Here is a 17,315-nt window from a genome sequence, read left to right as displayed (position 1 = left end):
TGAACCCAGTAATGAATGAAGAATCCAAACGGCCCGCAACTGAAACAAGCCAAGCGGAAGGAATGAAAAATGGCCTTGCCAAAATTTTGGAGGGCAGCCATCTGGAGCAGGCGGAAGCACGCGACTTGATGTATTCCATCATGAGAGGTGAAGCGACTTCGGCTCAAATCGGGGGGTTACTTATGGCCTTGCGGATGAAGGGGGAGACGGTGGATGAAATCACCGGGTTTGCGGAGGCCATGCGTGGACAGGGTGGACGAATTCTGACAGACGGTAATGGACTGTTGGACACCTGTGGAACGGGTGGTTCAGGTATTCATAAGTTCAATATCTCAACGGCGTCAGCCATTATTGCTTCAGCAGTTTCTGTTCGGGTTGCAAAACATGGCAATCGCTCGGCATCAGGCAAAGCAGGAAGTGCGGATGTACTTGAAGCGCTTGGTGTGAATATTCATCTGAACGGAGAACAGGCGAGGCAGTGCCTTGATGAGATTGGAATCTGTTTCTGTTTTGCCCAGGTGTATCATCCTTCCATGAAACATGCGGCTGCGCCAAGAAAAGAGCTGGGTGTACGCACAATTTTTAACATGCTTGGACCGCTAACTAACCCTGCCGGGGCCGATCGCCAATTGCTTGGCCTGTATGACCGCAGCCGGACTCCGATGATTGCTGAGGTGCTGAATCGTCTGGGACTGAAAAGAGCTTTGGTCGTTGCGAGTCATGATGGTCTGGATGAAATCAGTATTTCCGCACCTACCCAGGTATCTGAATTGCGTAACGGTGAAGTGCAGACCTATGACATTGATCCACGTGATATGGGGCTTTCATTGCATCCGCTGGAATCAGTCCTTGGAGGAAATGCAGCCCAGAATGCCGAAATTATTAAAAGGATCTTCCAGGGAGAGCGAAGTGCATACCGTGATGTCGTTCTTTTGAATGCCGGTGCGTGCATTTACGTATCTGGTCTCGCGGACACCATTGCAGAAGGTGTGTTGATGGCGACAGAAGCTGTAGACTCCGGCAAGGCTGCCGGGAAACTGGAACAGTTAATTCATACAACGGAGGCGTACAGTCATGTATCTTGATCGAATCGTAGCAACTAAACATAAAGAAGTTGAAGTTCTTGCACAAACCTTTCAGATGGACGATGCGTTGAAAAAGATAGAGGCATTACCCAATACTCGTGGATTTGAACGAGCTTTATCAGAGGGTCGCAACCGTAAGCTGGGCCTCATTGCCGAGGTGAAGAAGGCATCTCCGTCCAAAGGACTTATACGTCCTGATTTCCATCCGGTAGAGATCGCTTCCGGATACGAGCGGGCTGGAGCGGATTGTATCTCGGTATTGACTGATGTTTCTTATTTCCAGGGAAATAGCGAATACTTGCAGGCGATTCATCAGGCTGTGAACATACCGCTGCTGCGCAAGGATTTTATTATAGATGAACGACAGATTGCCGAGGCAAGGCTGCTTGGCGCGGATGCTGTTTTGCTGATTGCGAGCATTCTGACACCCGAACAGATGCGTCAATATCTGACGTTTGCCAAAAGTCTGGGCCTTGATGCATTAATTGAAGTTCATGATCGGACCGAACTGGAGCAAGTATTGGATATTCCGCAGGCAACACTTGTAGGTATCAACAATCGCAATCTGAAAACGTTCGCAACCAGTCTGAACACCACGCTGGATTTGATGGACTTGATTCCGGATAGTGTAACCTTGATCAGTGAAAGTGGAATTGACGGTCCGCAGCCATTGGAATCTCTTATTGAGGCAGGTGTACACGGTATCCTTGTTGGAGAGCATCTGATGCGCAAGGAAGATGTTGAGGCTGCGGTTTATGAACTGATGGGACCAAAAGCATGAGTGCATTCAATGATGACGGCACAAGCAGCAGAGATGAGAATCTGCGAAGTCAGCCGGCAGCGGCCGTAAAAATATGTGGACTTCAGGACGTTGAAGTGCTAAAATCGATGATAAACTTGCCTGTGGATTACATTGGTGTTGTTTTTGCCCCATCCCGTCGCCGAATTACACCTGAACAGGGTGCTGAGCTAAGAACTGTTCTTTTGGACTGGACGATGTTCGATCGGCCGAAGCTGGCGGGTGTTTTCGTGAATCCCACGCTCGAAGAGCTGGACAGTATCATGAAGGTTTCACTTCTGGATGTCATTCAGCTGCATGGACAGGAATCGCCGGATTTTTGTGAACAGGTGAAACAACGTTTTGATACCGAAGTGTTCAAGGCTTTTTCTTTTCCCAAGGATGAAGAAGGTTCATTAACTGAAGATAATGCCTTGATGGCACTTGATCCATATAAAAATGTGGTGGACGCCATATTGCTCGATACTTACGACCCGCTCTATGGAGGGGGTTCCGGTAAAACCTTTGCCTGGGAACGAATTCCTTTCTATGCCGAATGGGCGAGAAATCATGGAATTGCGTTGTTCGTGGCAGGTGGATTACAGCCGGATAATGTGCAACAACTGATACAGACATATGCACCGAACGGCGTCGATGTTTCCAGCGGCGTAGAGTCCGAAGGTGTGAAGGATATTGCGAAAATAACAGCATTTGTAGAAAGGGTGAAGCAGGCATGACACATCAATTGCCGGATCAACACGGGCGTTTCGGTCCCTTCGGAGGCCGCTTTGTACCTGAGACACTAATGAACGCTCTGATCGAGTTGGAAGAAGCGTACAGCCACTTCTCAGAAGACGAGGAATTCAACAAGGAATTAAATTATTTGCTAAGTGAGTATTCTGGCCGGGAAACACCTTTATACCATGCAGAGCAATTGTCCCGCCGCTTGGGTGGGCCCAAAATTTATCTGAAACGTGAAGACCTGAATCATACAGGTGCGCACAAGATCAATAATGCTATTGGGCAGGGACTGCTGGCTAAACGGATGGGTAAAAAGAAAGTGATCGCAGAAACAGGTGCAGGGCAACATGGCGTTGCCACGGCAACAGTCGCTGCACTGTTGGGCCTTGAATGTAAAGTGTTTATGGGTGAAGAAGATACGCAGCGACAACAGCTGAACGTATTTCGGATGAAGCTGCTTGGAGCAGAAGTCATTCCGGTTACATCCGGAACGCGGACATTGAAAGATGCAGGTAACGAGGCACTCCGTTACTGGGTTAGTAATGTAGAAGATACCTTTTACGTGCTTGGATCCGTAGTCGGTCCTCACCCTTACCCAATGATGGTTCGTAACTTCCAGCGAGTAATCGGTGATGAGACAAGACGTCAGATTCAGGAGATTGCCGGACGGTTGCCGGATGTAATTGTTGCAGCTGTAGGCGGCGGAAGTAATGCAATCGGCATGTTCTATCCGTTTATTGAAGATCAGGATGTGAAGCTTGTTGGTGTTGAGGCTGCTGGTAAAGGGGTGGATACCGAGTTCCATGCGGCTACGATGAGCAAAGGAACACATGGTGTATTCCAGGGTTCGATGAGTTATCTATTGCAGGATGAATATGGACAGGTTCAGCCAGCGCATTCCATTTCGGCGGGACTTGATTATCCGGGTGTTGGTCCCGAACATTCCTATCTCAAGGACATCGAACGGGCGAAATACGTTCCCATTACGGACCAAGAAGCATTGGATGCCCTTCAATTGCTAAGTCGAACAGAAGGTATCATACCCGCGCTGGAGTCAGCACATGCTGTCGCTCAGGTCGTCAAGCTCGCACCTGAACTCGGCGCTGACGATATCGTTGTAATCTGTCTGTCCGGTCGTGGTGACAAAGACGTTGAATCGATTATGAAATATACGGGAGGGGACTTGGCATGAACTTGATGGACCAGACCTTCCAGCAATTGAAAGAACAGAACCGTACAGCCTTGATTCCATTCCTTACCGTTGGAGATCCAGATGTGGATACCACGGTGGAAATCATTAAGGAGTTGGAGCAGGCGGGAGCGGACATTTTGGAACTCGGTGTTCCCTATTCCGATCCGCTCGCGGATGGACCCGTAATTCAGCGTGCTTCGGAGCGTGCCTTGAAAAGTCAGATCACGATTCGGACTTGTATGGAAACAGCAGCAAGAGCACGTGCGGAGGGTGTGAAAATGCCTTTTGTTCTGTTCACTTATTATAATCCGGTGTTGCAGACGGGGCTGGATGTATTTTTTGACGAGTTGGTCAAACATGAAATCAGCGGCATGATCATCCCGGATCTTCCGATTGAGGAGGCAGAGGATATGCGTCGCCGTGCGGATGCAGCAGGTGTGCACTTGGTTCCACTAGTGGCTCCTACCTCTAACGCCCGGATCGAACGTATTGTTACGGGAGCACGTGGTTTCATATATTGTGTCTCTTCACTGGGCGTAACAGGAGAGCGAGCATCTTTCTTCAATGGCGTGGAAAGCTTCATTGAAACGGTAAAAAGTCTGACAGACCTTCCGGTTGCTGTAGGATTCGGTATCTCCAGCCACGAGCAGGTGGCTCGCTTCTCCCGTATCTGTGACGGTGTGGTTGTAGGCAGTGCTATTGTCCGCCAGGTGGAAGAAGCGATTCCTCTTCTTGAAAACCCGGATACACGTGAGGCAGGGCTGTTGCAAATTCGCAACTTTGTGGCACAATTAAAAGGATAGAGATTAAATCATGTTATATCCTTGGGACATGCTCAGCAACGTGCTGAGCATGTCCATAACTATTTTAGCGAACAGGAGGCGGTCGGGTTGAAACCGAAGTCCCAGATTGTCAATTTGCCTGTATATCAGCCGGGCAAACCGATTGAAGAAGTAAAACGTGAATTGGGTTTGGAGCAAGTGATTAAGCTGGCTTCCAACGAGAACCCATACGGTAGTTCACCTGCTGCACTTGAGGCAATCACCAAAGAGTTGGTCAATGTTAGCATATATCCGGATGGCAGTTCCGCAGAACTGACCGAAGTGCTCGCTAAGCATCTTGGTGTGGAACGGAATAATCTGATCTTTGGCTGTGGATCGGATGAGGTCATTGCGTTGATTACTCGTGCATTCTTCCTCCCGGGAGACGAGAACATCATGGCGGACCAGACGTTCTCCGTATACAAAAGCAACGCAGACATCGAAGGTGCTGTCAGCATTGAAGTGCCGCTCAAAGATGGAACTCATGATCTGACCTCTATGCTGTCACAAATTAATGATAAGACGAAAGCGGTTTGGGTGTGTAATCCGAATAACCCAACGGGTACAATCATCTCAGAGCAGGAATTCACTGCATTTATGGACCGTGTGCCTTCTCATGTCATGGTTGTGCTGGATGAAGCTTATTATGAATTTGTAACAGATGAGGCTTATCCACAAAGTATTCCTATGATTGAGCGTTATCCTAACCTGGTCATTTTGCGGACATTCTCCAAAATCTATGGACTGGCATCATTACGTATTGGATATGGTGTTGCACGTCCGGAAGTGATTGATCTCATTAATCGTGTGCGTGAGCCGTTTAATACTTCACGTATCGGTCAAGTTGCGGCAAAGGCTGCACTTGAGGATCAGGCTTTTGTTCAAGCGTGCTCGGAACGGAATGCAACGGAGCGCGATTATTTGCAAAATGAATTCACGCACTTGGGACTTCCATTTTTCCCTTCGCAGGGGAACTTCATTTTGGTTGATGTCGGTATGCCATCCCGGGATGCGTTCCAATCCTTGCTCAAGCAAGGCATTATTGTTCGTGCTGGATTCGATAAATACCCAACGTACATTCGTGTGTCCGTCGGAACATCAGAACAGAATCGTGCATTTGTCACGGCACTGGAGAACACGCTGGCTGAGAAGGCGGTAGCACGCCCTTAATACTGGCGATGAAAAGAGTGAGGACCCATGAAACTAAAAATTGCAATGATCGGTGTAGGGCTCATCGGCGGATCACTTGCGCTTTGCTTCAAAGGCAAGCCAGGTATATCGGTGATGGGCTATGCTCACCTGCCTGAACTGAAGGACAAGTACATAACAAGCGGAGTAGTGGATGATGCTACGCTTTCTTTGGAGGAAGCGGTAGAGGATGCTGACTTTATTTTTTTGTGTGTACCTGTAGGTCTTCTGGAAACCTACTTCGAAAAACTATCCAAGCTTTCCTTGAAAAAGGGATGCATTATTACGGATGTTGGAAGCACCAAGGCTTCCATTGCAGCATGTGCTGAACATGTCCGCATGAGTGATGCATACTTTATCGGCGGTCATCCGATGGCCGGATCGGAGCGTGCTGGTGTGGATGCTGCCTCAGCTGTGTTATTCGAGAATGCTTATTATGTTTTGACCCCTTCAGAACATGTGCCTGAGGAAGCCTATGGCAAATTATCTGATCTTCTTGCGTATACACGTGCCCAGATTGTTCGAGTAGAGCCTATGCTGCACGATGATATTGTGGGGGCGATCAGCCATTTGCCACATGTTATTGCAGTGGCGCTGGTGAATCAGGTACGTGAATATAATGAATCGAACCCTCTGTATAAAATGCTGGCTGCAGGCGGATTCCGAGATATTACCCGGATTGCCTCCAGTGATGCCATTGTCTGGAGAGATATCCTGTTGAGCAACCGTGAGGTGCTGTTGGGCTTGCTGAAGGACTGGAATGGCCAGATGACCGCTTTCACCGATATGCTGGAGCAACAGAATGGTGAGGGCATTGAAGAGGCGTTCCGACAGGCACGCGAGTTCCGCAGCGTGTTGCCTGAACGACGGAAAGGTATGATCTCGTCTTTGTTTGATCTTTATACGGATGTGCAGGATGCGCCGGGGATGATCGGAAAGATTGCCACCGAGCTTGGGGCGAATGATATTAACTTAAGTAATATGGAGATTATTGAGAACCGGGTCGATGTTCCAGGCATTATGCGTTTGTCTTTCCGCCAGGAAGAGGATATGGAACGTGCCAGGACATTGCTGGATTCTCTTGGGTATCAGGTGTGGGTTTAGCAAAATGAAAGGGGGCGATAAGCCCTCCTTTTTGTGTTGTTAACGAGTTGTTACAGTACGTGACAAAAAAAGGACAAAAAAAAGACCGCTTACATAAGCGGCCATTGCTCACGTGGAGCAATACAGTTATTGGATAGGAGTGGAGAGAAACCATACTGTACTTTTATTATATGTATACGTTTTCATTTTGTCAACACTTTAAGTAAAATTGTTTGAATTAATTATAGATTTCGTAAATTCAGGGGATTTAATCCTTATTCGAAGTATAGTTGAAAATTCACTGACTCGGTGGTTCTATGGTTTGAAATACATTCGTTTGACCAAGGTAACGCAAAATTAAGTTATAATAAGCGATGAACTATACTAAAGAAACGATGAGAAATTTTCAAATCATGATTATTCTCTTCAACTTTTTCGGGAGTCTATTCGTCTAATGTATATTGGCTAGTATAAATTGGCTCAAATTGAAGTCATACAGGCGAAAAATGGCGCATATGAATGACAGGTCGGGCTGCGATGAGGAGCACTGGATTTGCCAGGATGATGCAGACCGTTGTACAATAAATACTGTTAATGTAGAAACGTTGGGGAAATTGCCATTACATAGGGGATTTTGGCGGGAAGGCCTGTTAAGGTACTGAACGCTGTTTTATGCGGTGAGAACCGCAACTTTTTTGTGCCTGTTCGGTAATACATGGATAGAGTCGAACGGGGAGAAGCACATGGATGGGCGAGGAGGGGTCGCACTCAAATGACGGATTCCCAGTTGATTCGAGAGATCAAGGAAGGTAACCTGGAGTTATATTCCGAGCTGATGAGTCGTTATCAGCGTAAAATACTGGCTTTCGTATATCATATGTTGAAAAGTTCCAATATGGAGCTGCTTGCGGAAGATCTCTGTTCTGAGACTTTCTATAAGGCGTTCCGCAGTCTGCACTCATTCCGAGAGGTGGATGCCTCATTCTCAACCTGGTTGTATACCATAGCGAGAAATACGGTACTGAGTGAGCTTCGCAAACAGCGCAGCGGGAGTATTCCACTCGAAGAGAGCGGTATTGTACCAATCGCTCCTTCCGAGAACGCGCCAGAGCATGCTGTATTGCGCAGTGAGCGGGTGATGCTGGTTAGGGATGCGATTAACAATTTGCCGGAGAAGCAGCGTTCTGCCATTATACTCCGTGAGTATGATCAACTAGACTACCAGGAGATTGCAAATATTCTTGGGCAGAGCGTCAGTTCTGTGAAATCGTTATTGTTCAGAGCAAGGTCAAGCGTAAAAACTCAATTGGAACCTTATTTCTTCGAACCGGTCTACGAGCCATATGAAGGGATGAAGAACCGATGAATTGCAATGAAGCCCAGGAACTGTTTGCACTGGTCTGGGACTTGCCGGAAGCTCATCCTCAGCGGATTGCATTTCATGCTCATCTCGCTGGTTGTGAAGAGTGCTCGCAGCAATTTGAAGTCTGGGAAGAAGCTCAGTTTCTGCTGCACAGCATACCGGTCCCAGTGACAGAACAACAAGCAGAGAAAGTAAACCGTAATGTTATGGACCGGATCTATGCGGAGTCTCCATGGCTATTGCCGGAAGAGGCAAAGGTGAATCGTTTTTCTGCTGTGATCCGCAAGCATATGTCTTTGTGGATTGCTGCGTTCCTGGCAATTTTTTTATGCAGCTTTCTGTACATGGCGATGTTTAAGCCAGATGTATCGGAAGCTGAACAGACCAGAGTGGTCTCTACGGGTATTTTGGAGACCGGGGTGGCAGGGAGTGAACCTTCTTCTTCTGGTGTGTACAAGTATAATATGACGGGAGCGGACAGAGGGAGTATTATTGAGCCCTTCGTTGTGAGCATGGGGCCGGCCTATCCTCAGTATTGGATGGCGCTGTCATTGCTCGCAATAGGTATGGCGTTGTTCTCTCTTGGACGTATGCATCGTACAACAAACAAACGCAAACAAGGTGCACGTGCTTAGCTAAGGCTTTCGTTCACCGTATAGAGAAATGAGGGATGAGATGAGGATTGGGCTTATTCGTCACGGTCTAACCGACTGGAATGCGGCAGGACGTATTCAGGGTCAGACAGACATACCTCTGAATGCAGAAGGTCGTGAGCAAGCAATGCGTCTGGGAAGACGTTTGCTCTCCGAAGAATATCGCTGGGACCATATCATTACAAGTGGGCTATCCCGGGCTCAGGAGACAGGAGAGATTATCTCCGGGCTTCTAAATGTTCCCTTGTTGGAGCCAGATGCACGTTTGAAGGAGAGGGCCTTTGGTCAGATTGAAGGTCTAACATCCGAAGAACGTGTCACTCGTTGGGGCACTGCCTGGGAGACGCTGGATTTGGGACAGGAACAGATTGCTGATATTCAAACACGTGCTTTGAGCTTTCTGGAGGATTTATGGGAAGCCTATCAGGACAATAATGTGCTGATTGTCTCTCATGGCGCTTTCCTTGCCAATCTGCTTTCAGCTTTGTATAAAGACCGCTATACGGAACGAATTGGTAACCTGTCGCTCACCATCCTGGAGAAGGAACGTGAGGATTGGAGTCCATTGCTCTATAACTGTACAAGGCACCTTACATTGGATCTGGCGAAACAACCTGAGTAATAGACTCGGGTTGTTTTTTTTGCGTTACAGGTATATAAACCATGATTCTATATGAATTTGAACCTCTCATTTTCCTTCTGAGAAGGCTACTTCAGGCATAGTATGGTTAAAACATAAAAGATTTCCAAAAAAAGAGGTTTAGATCGTGGGAATTCCGTCAACGATGTTTACAAAACCAAACTACTTCAGGCCCCGAATCATCAGCCAAAAAGTAGTCAGCGGGCGAGGCGATGGACCCATGAATCTAGCGGATATGCTTACTTTTGCCGATATCGGCCAGCTTAATCGAATAGCAGACTATTATCAATGCGAGTGCAAGCCCAATTCCAAACATGAACTCATCCAGAGCATCCTCACTACATTGGGCAGCAGACCTTTTTTCGAACAGCAGGTTCGCGAATTGAATCAAGTAGATCTGCGATTTTTGAACAACTTGCTGTTTGATGCCCGGCAATATTTCGGGATGGAGGAGCTCGTCGCCATTGCTCGCCAGTCGATGGACAAAAAAGATAGTGAGGCTGGAGCCAGTCCTCGTGATCTTATCGTACGCTTTACGAAGAGCGGATGGTTGTTCAATGGCACAACTCAACAGACCAGATACCTGTATCAGGTACCCCAGGATTTGCAAATGAGATTCCGGGATGTACTAGCCACTCACCTGAAGGCAGGTGTTGTACAGACAAGCGAGCCTTCCGTGTACAGGGATGAATACCATCTTCTCGCGGAAGATCTCAAGCTGTTTCTGCAATTTGTCCAGCAGCAGGAAATTGCTCTAAATGCAGAAGGCATGATGTATCGGCGTTCTCAGCAGCAGATCATGGAGCATCTGCATGTGAGTGAAGCACTGGTCGGGAAAGCTGGATGGAGATTCGGGTATGGTCGTTCGTTCAAAGACTACCCCGACCGATTTGCCTTCATCTATGACTACGCATTTCACCATCGTCTGGTACGTGAGGACCATGGCATGCTGAAATTGTCCCCATCAGGAGAAGACAAGCTGGGGGCAGAGAAAACAGCCGAGATGATACAGCTATTTAGGTTTTGGTTAAGACTTTATAAAGGTGCTATTCCCAATCTGTCCTCTATCGTGTACTGGACAGGGGAATGTGCAGCCGGCTGGTCAACAGCAGAGTCATTGTTCCGCCAGATAGGTCCTTTCATTCAGCCGTTCTACTACGACACTGCAGAGACGATTTATGACAACAGGGTACTCAAAATGATGCTTCATCTAGGTATGCTTCGAATTGGGGAGCATACGGATGGACGAACGATACAAATGACAGCATGGGGTTCACGCCTTGCGTCATCTTGTCGCTCGCTGTCCAAGGACATTACACCTGTCATGTTTGACAATTGAAGGACAAGTTGCTAAAATCACTCCCAAATTAAGGAGTGATACGAATGATAATTCCGTACCAAGGTATTCAACCGCAGTTACACCCTTCGGTATATATGGCTGAAGGTGCCAAGCTTATAGGTGATCTCACTATGGGGGAAGAGTCTTCAGTCTGGTTCAATGCTGTGCTGCGGGCTGATCTAGCGCCGATTGTAATTGGACGACGTTGTAATATACAGGACAATGCTGTTGGGCATGTCAACACAGGTCAGCCTTTGATCTTGGAGGACGATGTATCGGTAGGACATTCTGCGATCATCCATGGTTGTCGTATTGGAACAGGTTCGTTGATTGGTATGGGAGCCATCCTTCTCAATGGAACCGAAATTGGCGAATATACGCTGATCGGGGCCGGTTCTGTAGTCACTGAAAATACTAAAATTCCGCCCTATACCCTTGCTTTGGGTACACCAGCCAAAGTGATACGTGAGTTGACTGATGCAGACCTTGAGCGGATGTCAAGAACTACACTAGGTTATGTTGCCAAAGGAAAGGAATATAGGAGCTCTTAAATCCGTTTTGGAGGTGCATCCTATTGGATAAAATGAAAGTTACGTATGAAGTCATGTTGGGGCTGGCTGCTGAGATGGTGTGGGACGACGCGCTTCGTAAACAGCGCAGTGAGAAGCTGTATATGGAAATCGACAAGGCGTTGGCTACCGGAGACGAAGTAGCTTTCCGGAATCTGACGGATGAACTGAAGGCCATAAACTGATGAGCATATCAAAATAAAAATAAAAGAGATACGTGAAAACGCATCTCTTTTTTTGTTTATGAAAAACCTCATAAATGGTTCTCAAGTACCCGTTCTACACGAATCTCTGGATTTATAAAATAGGGTCATATATAATATGGGAATAAAATGGATAGAGAGGGGAATTAGGGAATTGAAATTCAGTGAGATGACTCAAGACAGCTGGGCTGAACTGCAACTCTATCTGGATACATGCCTTATCCCATATACAGCCCTTAATGGCGAGCGGTCTCCGGTTGAAGCGACGGAAGCGCTGGAGCGGCTAAGAGATTTTTTGGATATGGTGGAGATTCCTTTCAAAGGACGGATCATGACTTACCCTGCATTCCATTACACATATCCAGAGATGTCAATGGCATTAAATACCTTATGCGAACAACTTAAATCTTCCGGTTTCAAATATGTGGTTGTAATGTCATCAGATGGTGTATTGGAAAAAGCTGAAATTCCTTCCGCAGATTTGGTTTTAAGTCGCTCCATTTTGACTCAAGAGGTGGGAGAAGACGAAATTGCGCGTTTTGTCGGGGAAAAAATCCGTGAGTTATGGAAAAGGTGACCTTCCTGTGACAAATGTGACAATTTACCAACACTTTTTTAATAACGCTTACAAATGTACCTTAAAAATGTGTGACAAATTCTTGACGGTGTTCTAGGGCTACTATATGATTATGTATGTTCTAGTAAGTCGTGGAATTTCTGATAATGAAAACGATTGAGAGAGTTGGCTGAAAAAGGGGGTTGGAGACAGTATGAGCAGTGAGCATGACCAGCACGAAGCTTCGATGAAATTGCCAAGCCGCATGGAAATGTCACGCAGGCAGTTTTTGACGTACACGCTTGGTGGAGCTACCGCCTACATGGCCGCCGGTGCAATACTCCCTATGGTCCGTTTTGCGGTGGACCCGATTTTGCAGCACAAGGGAGAAGGCACCTCTGTCAAAGTAGCAGAAATTAGCAAAATTACGAATGAACCTCAAGAATTTACGTTTGAACTGCAGCAACAAGACGGCTGGTATTTGAGCAATGCTTCGTTAATCGCCTGGATCAGGAAAGATGAACAGGGTAAAATTTATGCGCTTTCACCCATTTGTAAACATTTGGGTTGTACCGTAGGTTGGAATAGCGATAAACAGTACCCTGATGAATATCATTGCCCCTGCCATGGCGCGCACTATGACAAAGAAGGCAAGAATCTTGCCGTAGCCCCGAAGCCACTGGATGAGTATGTGGTTAAAGAAGAACAGGGCTGGGTTTATCTGGGCGACATTGTTCCGAACACCCGAGTCAAATAGGAGGCGTGAACGCAGATGTTTAAAAATGTCTATGACTGGATTGACGAGCGTCTCGATATCACGCCAATTTGGAGGGACGTTGCGGATCATGAAGTTCCAGAGCACGTTAACCCGGCTCATCACTTTTCCGCATTCGTTTACTGCTTTGGTGGATTGACGTTCTTTATCACTGTAATTCAGATTTTGTCAGGAATGTTCCTGACGATGTACTATGTGCCTGATATTATTAATGCTTACGCCAGTGTCGAGTATTTGCAGACCAAAGTAGCCTTCGGCCAAATTGTACGCGGTATGCACCATTGGGGAGCCAGTCTGGTTATCGTAATGATGTTCTTACATACGATGCGTGTGTTCTTTACCGGCTCTTACAAAGCACCGCGCGAAATGAACTGGGTTGTCGGCATGCTGATCTTTTTTGTCATGCTGGGTCTGGGGCTTACCGGGTACTTGCTGCCATGGGATAATAAAGCCTACTTTGCAACCAAGGTTACTTTGGAGATAGCGAACACGGTTCCTTGGCTGGGGCCGATCATTAAAGAGTTCCTGCAAGGCGGAACCATTGTAGGTGCACAGACGTTAACACGGTTCTTTGCCCTGCACGTATTCTTCCTCCCCGCTGTGCTTCTGGTGCTTCTGGTCGGACACTTTATTATGATCCGCAGACAGGGCATTTCGGGACCACTATAATCTGAGAAGGGAGGAATCGACATGGCTCACGGACACAAGTCGGATGACCAGGAAAAGATTATCTTCGTTGGGGATTCACGCGTCCGTAAAGGGGCGGGGTTTATTACTCCACCGGACTACACGGCGTATCCCGGCAAATCAGAGGCTTTTATTCCTAACTTCTTGCTAAAGGAATGGATGGTTGGTGTCGTTGTGCTGGTTGGTATTCTGGTATTAACGATTTCGGAGCCTGCACCTTTGGGCTATCCGGCCAATCCAAGTGCATCGGTTATTCCGATGCCGGACTGGTATTTCCTTTTTCTGTACCAGTATTTGAAATACCCGTATGCCTCGGGTGATTACGTCCTGTTGGGGGTACTGGGGGTCAGCGGAGTTGCTTTCGGCGCCCTGTTGCTCGCACCATTTCTGGATACAGGCAAAGAGCGGCGTTTCTACAGACGCCCCATTGCATCATCGCTTATGATTCTGTCGGTGATGTCCGTAATCTATCTGACTAACGTGGCGTGGACGCATTACGAGCATGAGTTGGAAGCAAGCGGTCAGAAGCCGGAACATATTCAGCGTGAAGAAGAAGCGCGGGAGAAACACGAGCAGGGTCTTCCTACGTCGAATGCGCCAGGTCAGAAACAAGAAGTGGCAATCGTAGACAAGGATGATCCGGCAATGGAAACCTTCAAAAAGGCCGGTTGTATCGGATGTCATGCCGCCGACATGAAGGGAGCAGGCGGACCTTCACTTCGCGGTGTAGGTGATAAACACAGCCAGGAAGAAATCCTGACGATTATCAAAGAAGGATATAACAGCATGCCTGCTCAGTATGACAATGCTATTGCCCAAGGGCTGTCGGATGATGACATCAATCACTTGGCGGAATGGCTTGCGAAACAAAAGGCGGAACAGTAGAATCGAAATAACCAATGAAACCTGATCGTTTATGCGGTCAGGTTTTTTTGAAGTGTTTTTTAGCAATACCTCTGGAAGCAGAACACATATGAAGGAAGGGGCAGAGAACGTGGCTTTATCGTATTTCTGGAGCCGGGAATTTCTAACGAACCGTTATTTCCTGTGGCTTTTATTTTGGTGTAATGCAGTGGGAACGGTGTACGGATACATATGGTACGGGGATCAATTGGAGTATACATTGGCGCGGCAACCCTTGTGGCAGATTGTGTTTGTGCCGGATAGTCCGACAGCGAGCTTGTTCTTCACATTGTCTTTATTGTGGGTTTTGTATAAGCCGCAGTCCAGAATCCTGAACCGGATCGGACATGTCATTCAGGCCCTCGCAGTGGTTACTTCGGTGAAGTATGGTGTATGGGCGGTTTCCATTATATTTGCAGGCTGGATGCAAGGAGGTTCGCAAAACTGGCAGGATTGGATGTTAATTGCATCGCATAGCGCCATGGCCATCGAGGCTTTGCTGTATGTGCGGTTCTTCGGTTTCCGCTGGGGAGCTCTGGTGATTGCCGGATTGTGGACTTTGCTAAATGATACAGTGGATTATACCTATGACATTTTCCCATGGCTGCCTGCGTCACTGATGGATCAACTGGATGGTGTGCGCAATTTCACTGTAGGACTGACGCTGGTGAGCATTCTGTGTGCATGGGTGGCCTTGAGACAGGCAAGACGAGCCTAGTTTCATAAAGCAAGCTTGTTCTAAGGAGCTGTACCCTGCCATACATTGATGGTGGGAGGGATGTCCATGAAGAGAACGTTCAGGATCAAAACTGGATTAATGGTGGTGTCGTTCATGGCTCTGCTGTTCTGGACGAACTTGTCATACAGCGTATCAGCGGAAAGTAGTGGGGTTAACGGAGAAAAGGGTAAGCAAGTCTCTGTCAAAAATTCAATAGAGCAATTGAATGAAGAAGCGGCGCAACTGTATCGACATGCCCTCGATCATGATATTGAGGAAGTGAGAGGCAGTATTTTGCGAATCAGTAAAGGTCTGGAGCATATATCCTTTGAGGGTCAGACGACAGTAGAAGGCATACACGCCCTATCCGAAACCATTGTTGAAGTGAAAGAAGCCGCCGTCCGGGTTAAAAGTGATGATGCGTCACTCCAGCAGGCCTCTGCCAAACTTCGGCTTGCAGCGGACAGTCTTGCTAATCCAGCCAAACCTTTATGGCTCCAGTATTATAAAATTGTGAAAAATGATCTCGACGCGTTATCAACCGCGGCAGATCAACAGCAAAGTGCGGCAATCATAGCGAGCCGATACGCCTTGCTGGAGGAGCATTATGAGACTATCCGCCCTGCGGCTATGATCCGCCGTGAACCCTACGAAATTGCCCAGCTTGACGCCTGGCTATCGCATACAAAGGGTCTGACTACGGCCAAGAAACCCGACATTGCCCAATTGAAAAGTATGGTCGTTCATGGTGAAGAGCTGGTGAACCAGTTGTTTGGTCGGGAAAAGGACGAAAGTGCTTTTGTACCATTTGTTGAAGGTCCCAACCGCAGGGCGGCCGGATTGTTCATTAGTTCCGTGATTGTAGCAGCGCTTGGTTATGCGGGTTACCGTAAATACCGGGCGCAGCAGCAGGGGATCTTTCCTTTTCGCCGCTGAATTTAATCAAAAACAATAGAAAAAATAGACAAATAGAAAAACCCCGATTCACAAGAATGGCCAATTCGCTGGCTCTGTTCTTATGATTCGAGGTTTTTTCAGCAATCTGGATCAACTTTCCTTAAACCCTTCTCCATGCACATCGTGGACATCGCTGATGATGACGAAGGCCCTGGGATCAACGGAGCGCACAATCGTCTGTAAACGTCTGAATTCTTGCCTGGAAATGACACAATAGGCTACATGTTTGGCCTGTTTTGAATAGGCACCAACAGCTGGAATGAGTGTTACGCCGCGATCCATATCACGGGTAATCAGGTCTGCAATTTCCGGGGCGTGGTCACTGATAATCATAAATGCGCGGGCAGAGTATGCTCCTTCCTGAATAAAGTCGATCACTTTAGAGGCGATAAATACAGCTACCAACGTATATAGTATTTTTTCTTTTGGAATGTATATGAGCGAAATGCCAATAATGATGAAATCGATACCCAGCAATACACGACCCATACTCCATCCATATTTTCGATTGAGAATCCGGGCAATGATGTCAGAGCCGCCTGTTGTTCCGCCCCAGCGAAATACGATGCCAAGCCCTGCGCCCAGGGTGACCCCGGCATATAATGCCGCAAGCAGAAGATCATTCTCGGTATGTAGCGGCTGGATCCAGCCGATCTGAATCCATTTTTCGAACAACCATAGGAACACTGTAAGTGCTCCAATACCAACCCCTGTATAGATCATCTGTCTACCGCCCAGAATTTTGAGCCCAATCAGAAAGAGCGGAATGTTAACAATTAAGGTTGTTAGTGAAGGAGAGATGCCGAACGCATAATTCAGCAGGACCGTAATTCCCGTTACCCCGCCTTCCATGAGCTGATTGGGAATGATGAAATACAGAAGTCCAAAGGCGTATAATGCGGTTCCCAACAGGATGGGAAGAATCATTTTGAACTGAACCCAGGTTTTGGAAGTGCTCATAAGTTCCCTCTCCATTTGCAAATTAGAATGTGAAAGCAATCATTCCCACCTTAGTATACCTGTTTATCGATTCTTTAAAAATGATTTGTCGTTTATGATGGTGG

General features: G+C 47.3%; 20 protein-coding genes. 19 read left to right on the top strand and 1 reads right to left on the bottom strand.

Going from position 1 to position 17,315, the window contains the following annotated elements; all coding sequences use genetic code 11:
* Nucleotides 1-11: 11 nt before the first annotated feature.
* The 19 genes from trpD (at nt 12) to ACFTRD_RS17400 (ending at nt 16,230) form a co-directional block, all read left to right on the top strand.
* Nucleotides 12-1,085, top strand: a complete 1,074-nt coding sequence (gene trpD / locus ACFTRD_RS17490) for an anthranilate phosphoribosyltransferase (protein ID WP_379383102.1) — start codon at nt 12-14, stop codon at nt 1,083-1,085.
* Nucleotides 1,075-1,866: an indole-3-glycerol phosphate synthase TrpC gene (gene trpC / locus ACFTRD_RS17485; RefSeq protein WP_379382254.1), complete on the top strand. Its 792-nt coding sequence runs from the start codon at nt 1,075-1,077 to the stop codon at nt 1,864-1,866. The genes trpD and trpC overlap by 11 nt, the downstream gene beginning before the upstream one ends.
* On the top strand, nt 1,863-2,600 hold the full coding sequence (locus ACFTRD_RS17480) for a phosphoribosylanthranilate isomerase (protein ID WP_379382252.1): 738 nt from the start codon (nt 1,863-1,865) through the stop codon (nt 2,598-2,600). The genes trpC and ACFTRD_RS17480 overlap by 4 nt, the downstream gene beginning before the upstream one ends.
* Complete coding sequence (gene trpB / locus ACFTRD_RS17475; RefSeq protein WP_379382250.1) at nt 2,597-3,796, top strand: tryptophan synthase subunit beta; 1,200 nt, start codon at nt 2,597-2,599, stop codon at nt 3,794-3,796. The genes ACFTRD_RS17480 and trpB overlap by 4 nt, the downstream gene beginning before the upstream one ends.
* A complete protein-coding gene (gene trpA / locus ACFTRD_RS17470) occupies nt 3,793-4,599 on the top strand; it encodes a tryptophan synthase subunit alpha (protein ID WP_379382248.1) in 807 nt (268 codons plus the stop codon). Before trpB ends, trpA begins: the two co-directional genes overlap by 4 nt.
* A gap of 87 nt (nt 4,600-4,686) precedes the next feature.
* The gene (gene hisC, locus ACFTRD_RS17465) at nt 4,687-5,787 is read left to right on the top strand and encodes a histidinol-phosphate transaminase (RefSeq protein ID WP_379382246.1); all 1,101 of its coding nucleotides are present in this window, start codon (nt 4,687-4,689) and stop codon (nt 5,785-5,787) included.
* A gap of 27 nt (nt 5,788-5,814) precedes the next feature.
* Nucleotides 5,815-6,909, top strand: coding sequence for a prephenate dehydrogenase (locus tag ACFTRD_RS17460; protein WP_379382244.1), 1,095 nt, complete (start codon nt 5,815-5,817; stop codon nt 6,907-6,909).
* A 751-nt stretch (nt 6,910-7,660) separates the two neighbouring features.
* Nucleotides 7,661-8,254, top strand: coding sequence for an RNA polymerase sigma factor (locus ACFTRD_RS17455; protein WP_192268345.1), 594 nt, complete (start codon nt 7,661-7,663; stop codon nt 8,252-8,254).
* Complete coding sequence (locus ACFTRD_RS17450) at nt 8,251-8,886, top strand: anti-sigma factor family protein (RefSeq protein WP_192268343.1); 636 nt, start codon at nt 8,251-8,253, stop codon at nt 8,884-8,886. Before ACFTRD_RS17455 ends, ACFTRD_RS17450 begins: the two co-directional genes overlap by 4 nt.
* Nucleotides 8,887-8,926: 40 nt before the next feature.
* Nucleotides 8,927-9,526 carry a histidine phosphatase family protein gene (locus ACFTRD_RS17445; RefSeq protein ID WP_379382241.1) on the top strand — a complete coding sequence of 200 codons (600 nt, stop codon included), beginning with the start codon at nt 8,927-8,929 and terminating at the stop codon, nt 9,524-9,526.
* A gap of 238 nt (nt 9,527-9,764) precedes the next feature.
* Entirely contained in the window at nt 9,765-10,883 is a 1,119-nt protein-coding gene (locus ACFTRD_RS17440; protein ID WP_379383100.1) for a hypothetical protein, read from the top strand.
* A gap of 44 nt (nt 10,884-10,927) precedes the next feature.
* On the top strand, nt 10,928-11,434 hold the full coding sequence (locus ACFTRD_RS17435) for a gamma carbonic anhydrase family protein (RefSeq protein ID WP_379382239.1): 507 nt from the start codon (nt 10,928-10,930) through the stop codon (nt 11,432-11,434).
* 23 nt (nt 11,435-11,457) lie between these two features.
* Nucleotides 11,458-11,637: an IDEAL domain-containing protein gene (locus ACFTRD_RS17430; RefSeq protein WP_024630643.1), complete on the top strand. Its 180-nt coding sequence runs from the start codon at nt 11,458-11,460 to the stop codon at nt 11,635-11,637.
* A gap of 136 nt (nt 11,638-11,773) precedes the next feature.
* Complete coding sequence (locus ACFTRD_RS17425; protein WP_379382236.1) at nt 11,774-12,232, top strand: DUF2487 family protein; 459 nt, start codon at nt 11,774-11,776, stop codon at nt 12,230-12,232.
* A 193-nt stretch (nt 12,233-12,425) separates the two neighbouring features.
* Complete coding sequence (locus ACFTRD_RS17420) at nt 12,426-12,968, top strand: QcrA and Rieske domain-containing protein (protein WP_379382235.1); 543 nt, start codon at nt 12,426-12,428, stop codon at nt 12,966-12,968.
* 15 nt (nt 12,969-12,983) lie between these two features.
* Nucleotides 12,984-13,655, top strand: coding sequence for a menaquinol-cytochrome c reductase cytochrome b subunit (gene qcrB, locus ACFTRD_RS17415; protein ID WP_017687726.1), 672 nt, complete (start codon nt 12,984-12,986; stop codon nt 13,653-13,655).
* Between the two features lie 21 nt (nt 13,656-13,676).
* Nucleotides 13,677-14,558: a menaquinol-cytochrome c reductase cytochrome b/c subunit gene (locus ACFTRD_RS17410; protein WP_379382231.1), complete on the top strand. Its 882-nt coding sequence runs from the start codon at nt 13,677-13,679 to the stop codon at nt 14,556-14,558.
* A gap of 109 nt (nt 14,559-14,667) precedes the next feature.
* Complete coding sequence (locus ACFTRD_RS17405) at nt 14,668-15,294, top strand: DUF1405 domain-containing protein (RefSeq protein ID WP_379382229.1); 627 nt, start codon at nt 14,668-14,670, stop codon at nt 15,292-15,294.
* A gap of 66 nt (nt 15,295-15,360) precedes the next feature.
* Complete coding sequence (locus ACFTRD_RS17400) at nt 15,361-16,230, top strand: sporulation protein YpjB (protein WP_379382227.1); 870 nt, start codon at nt 15,361-15,363, stop codon at nt 16,228-16,230.
* Between the two features lie 111 nt (nt 16,231-16,341).
* Here the strand turns inward: ACFTRD_RS17400 and ACFTRD_RS17395 are convergent, their stop codons facing one another.
* Nucleotides 16,342-17,211, bottom strand: a complete 870-nt coding sequence (locus ACFTRD_RS17395; RefSeq protein ID WP_379382225.1) for a YitT family protein — start codon at nt 17,209-17,211, stop codon at nt 16,342-16,344.
* Nucleotides 17,212-17,315 lie beyond the last annotated feature (104 nt).

The organism is Paenibacillus sp. NPDC056933, assembly GCF_042674385.1.
GTDB lineage: Bacteria > Bacillota > Bacilli > Paenibacillales > Paenibacillaceae > Paenibacillus.
This window is presented reverse-complemented; position numbering and strand designations above follow the sequence as displayed.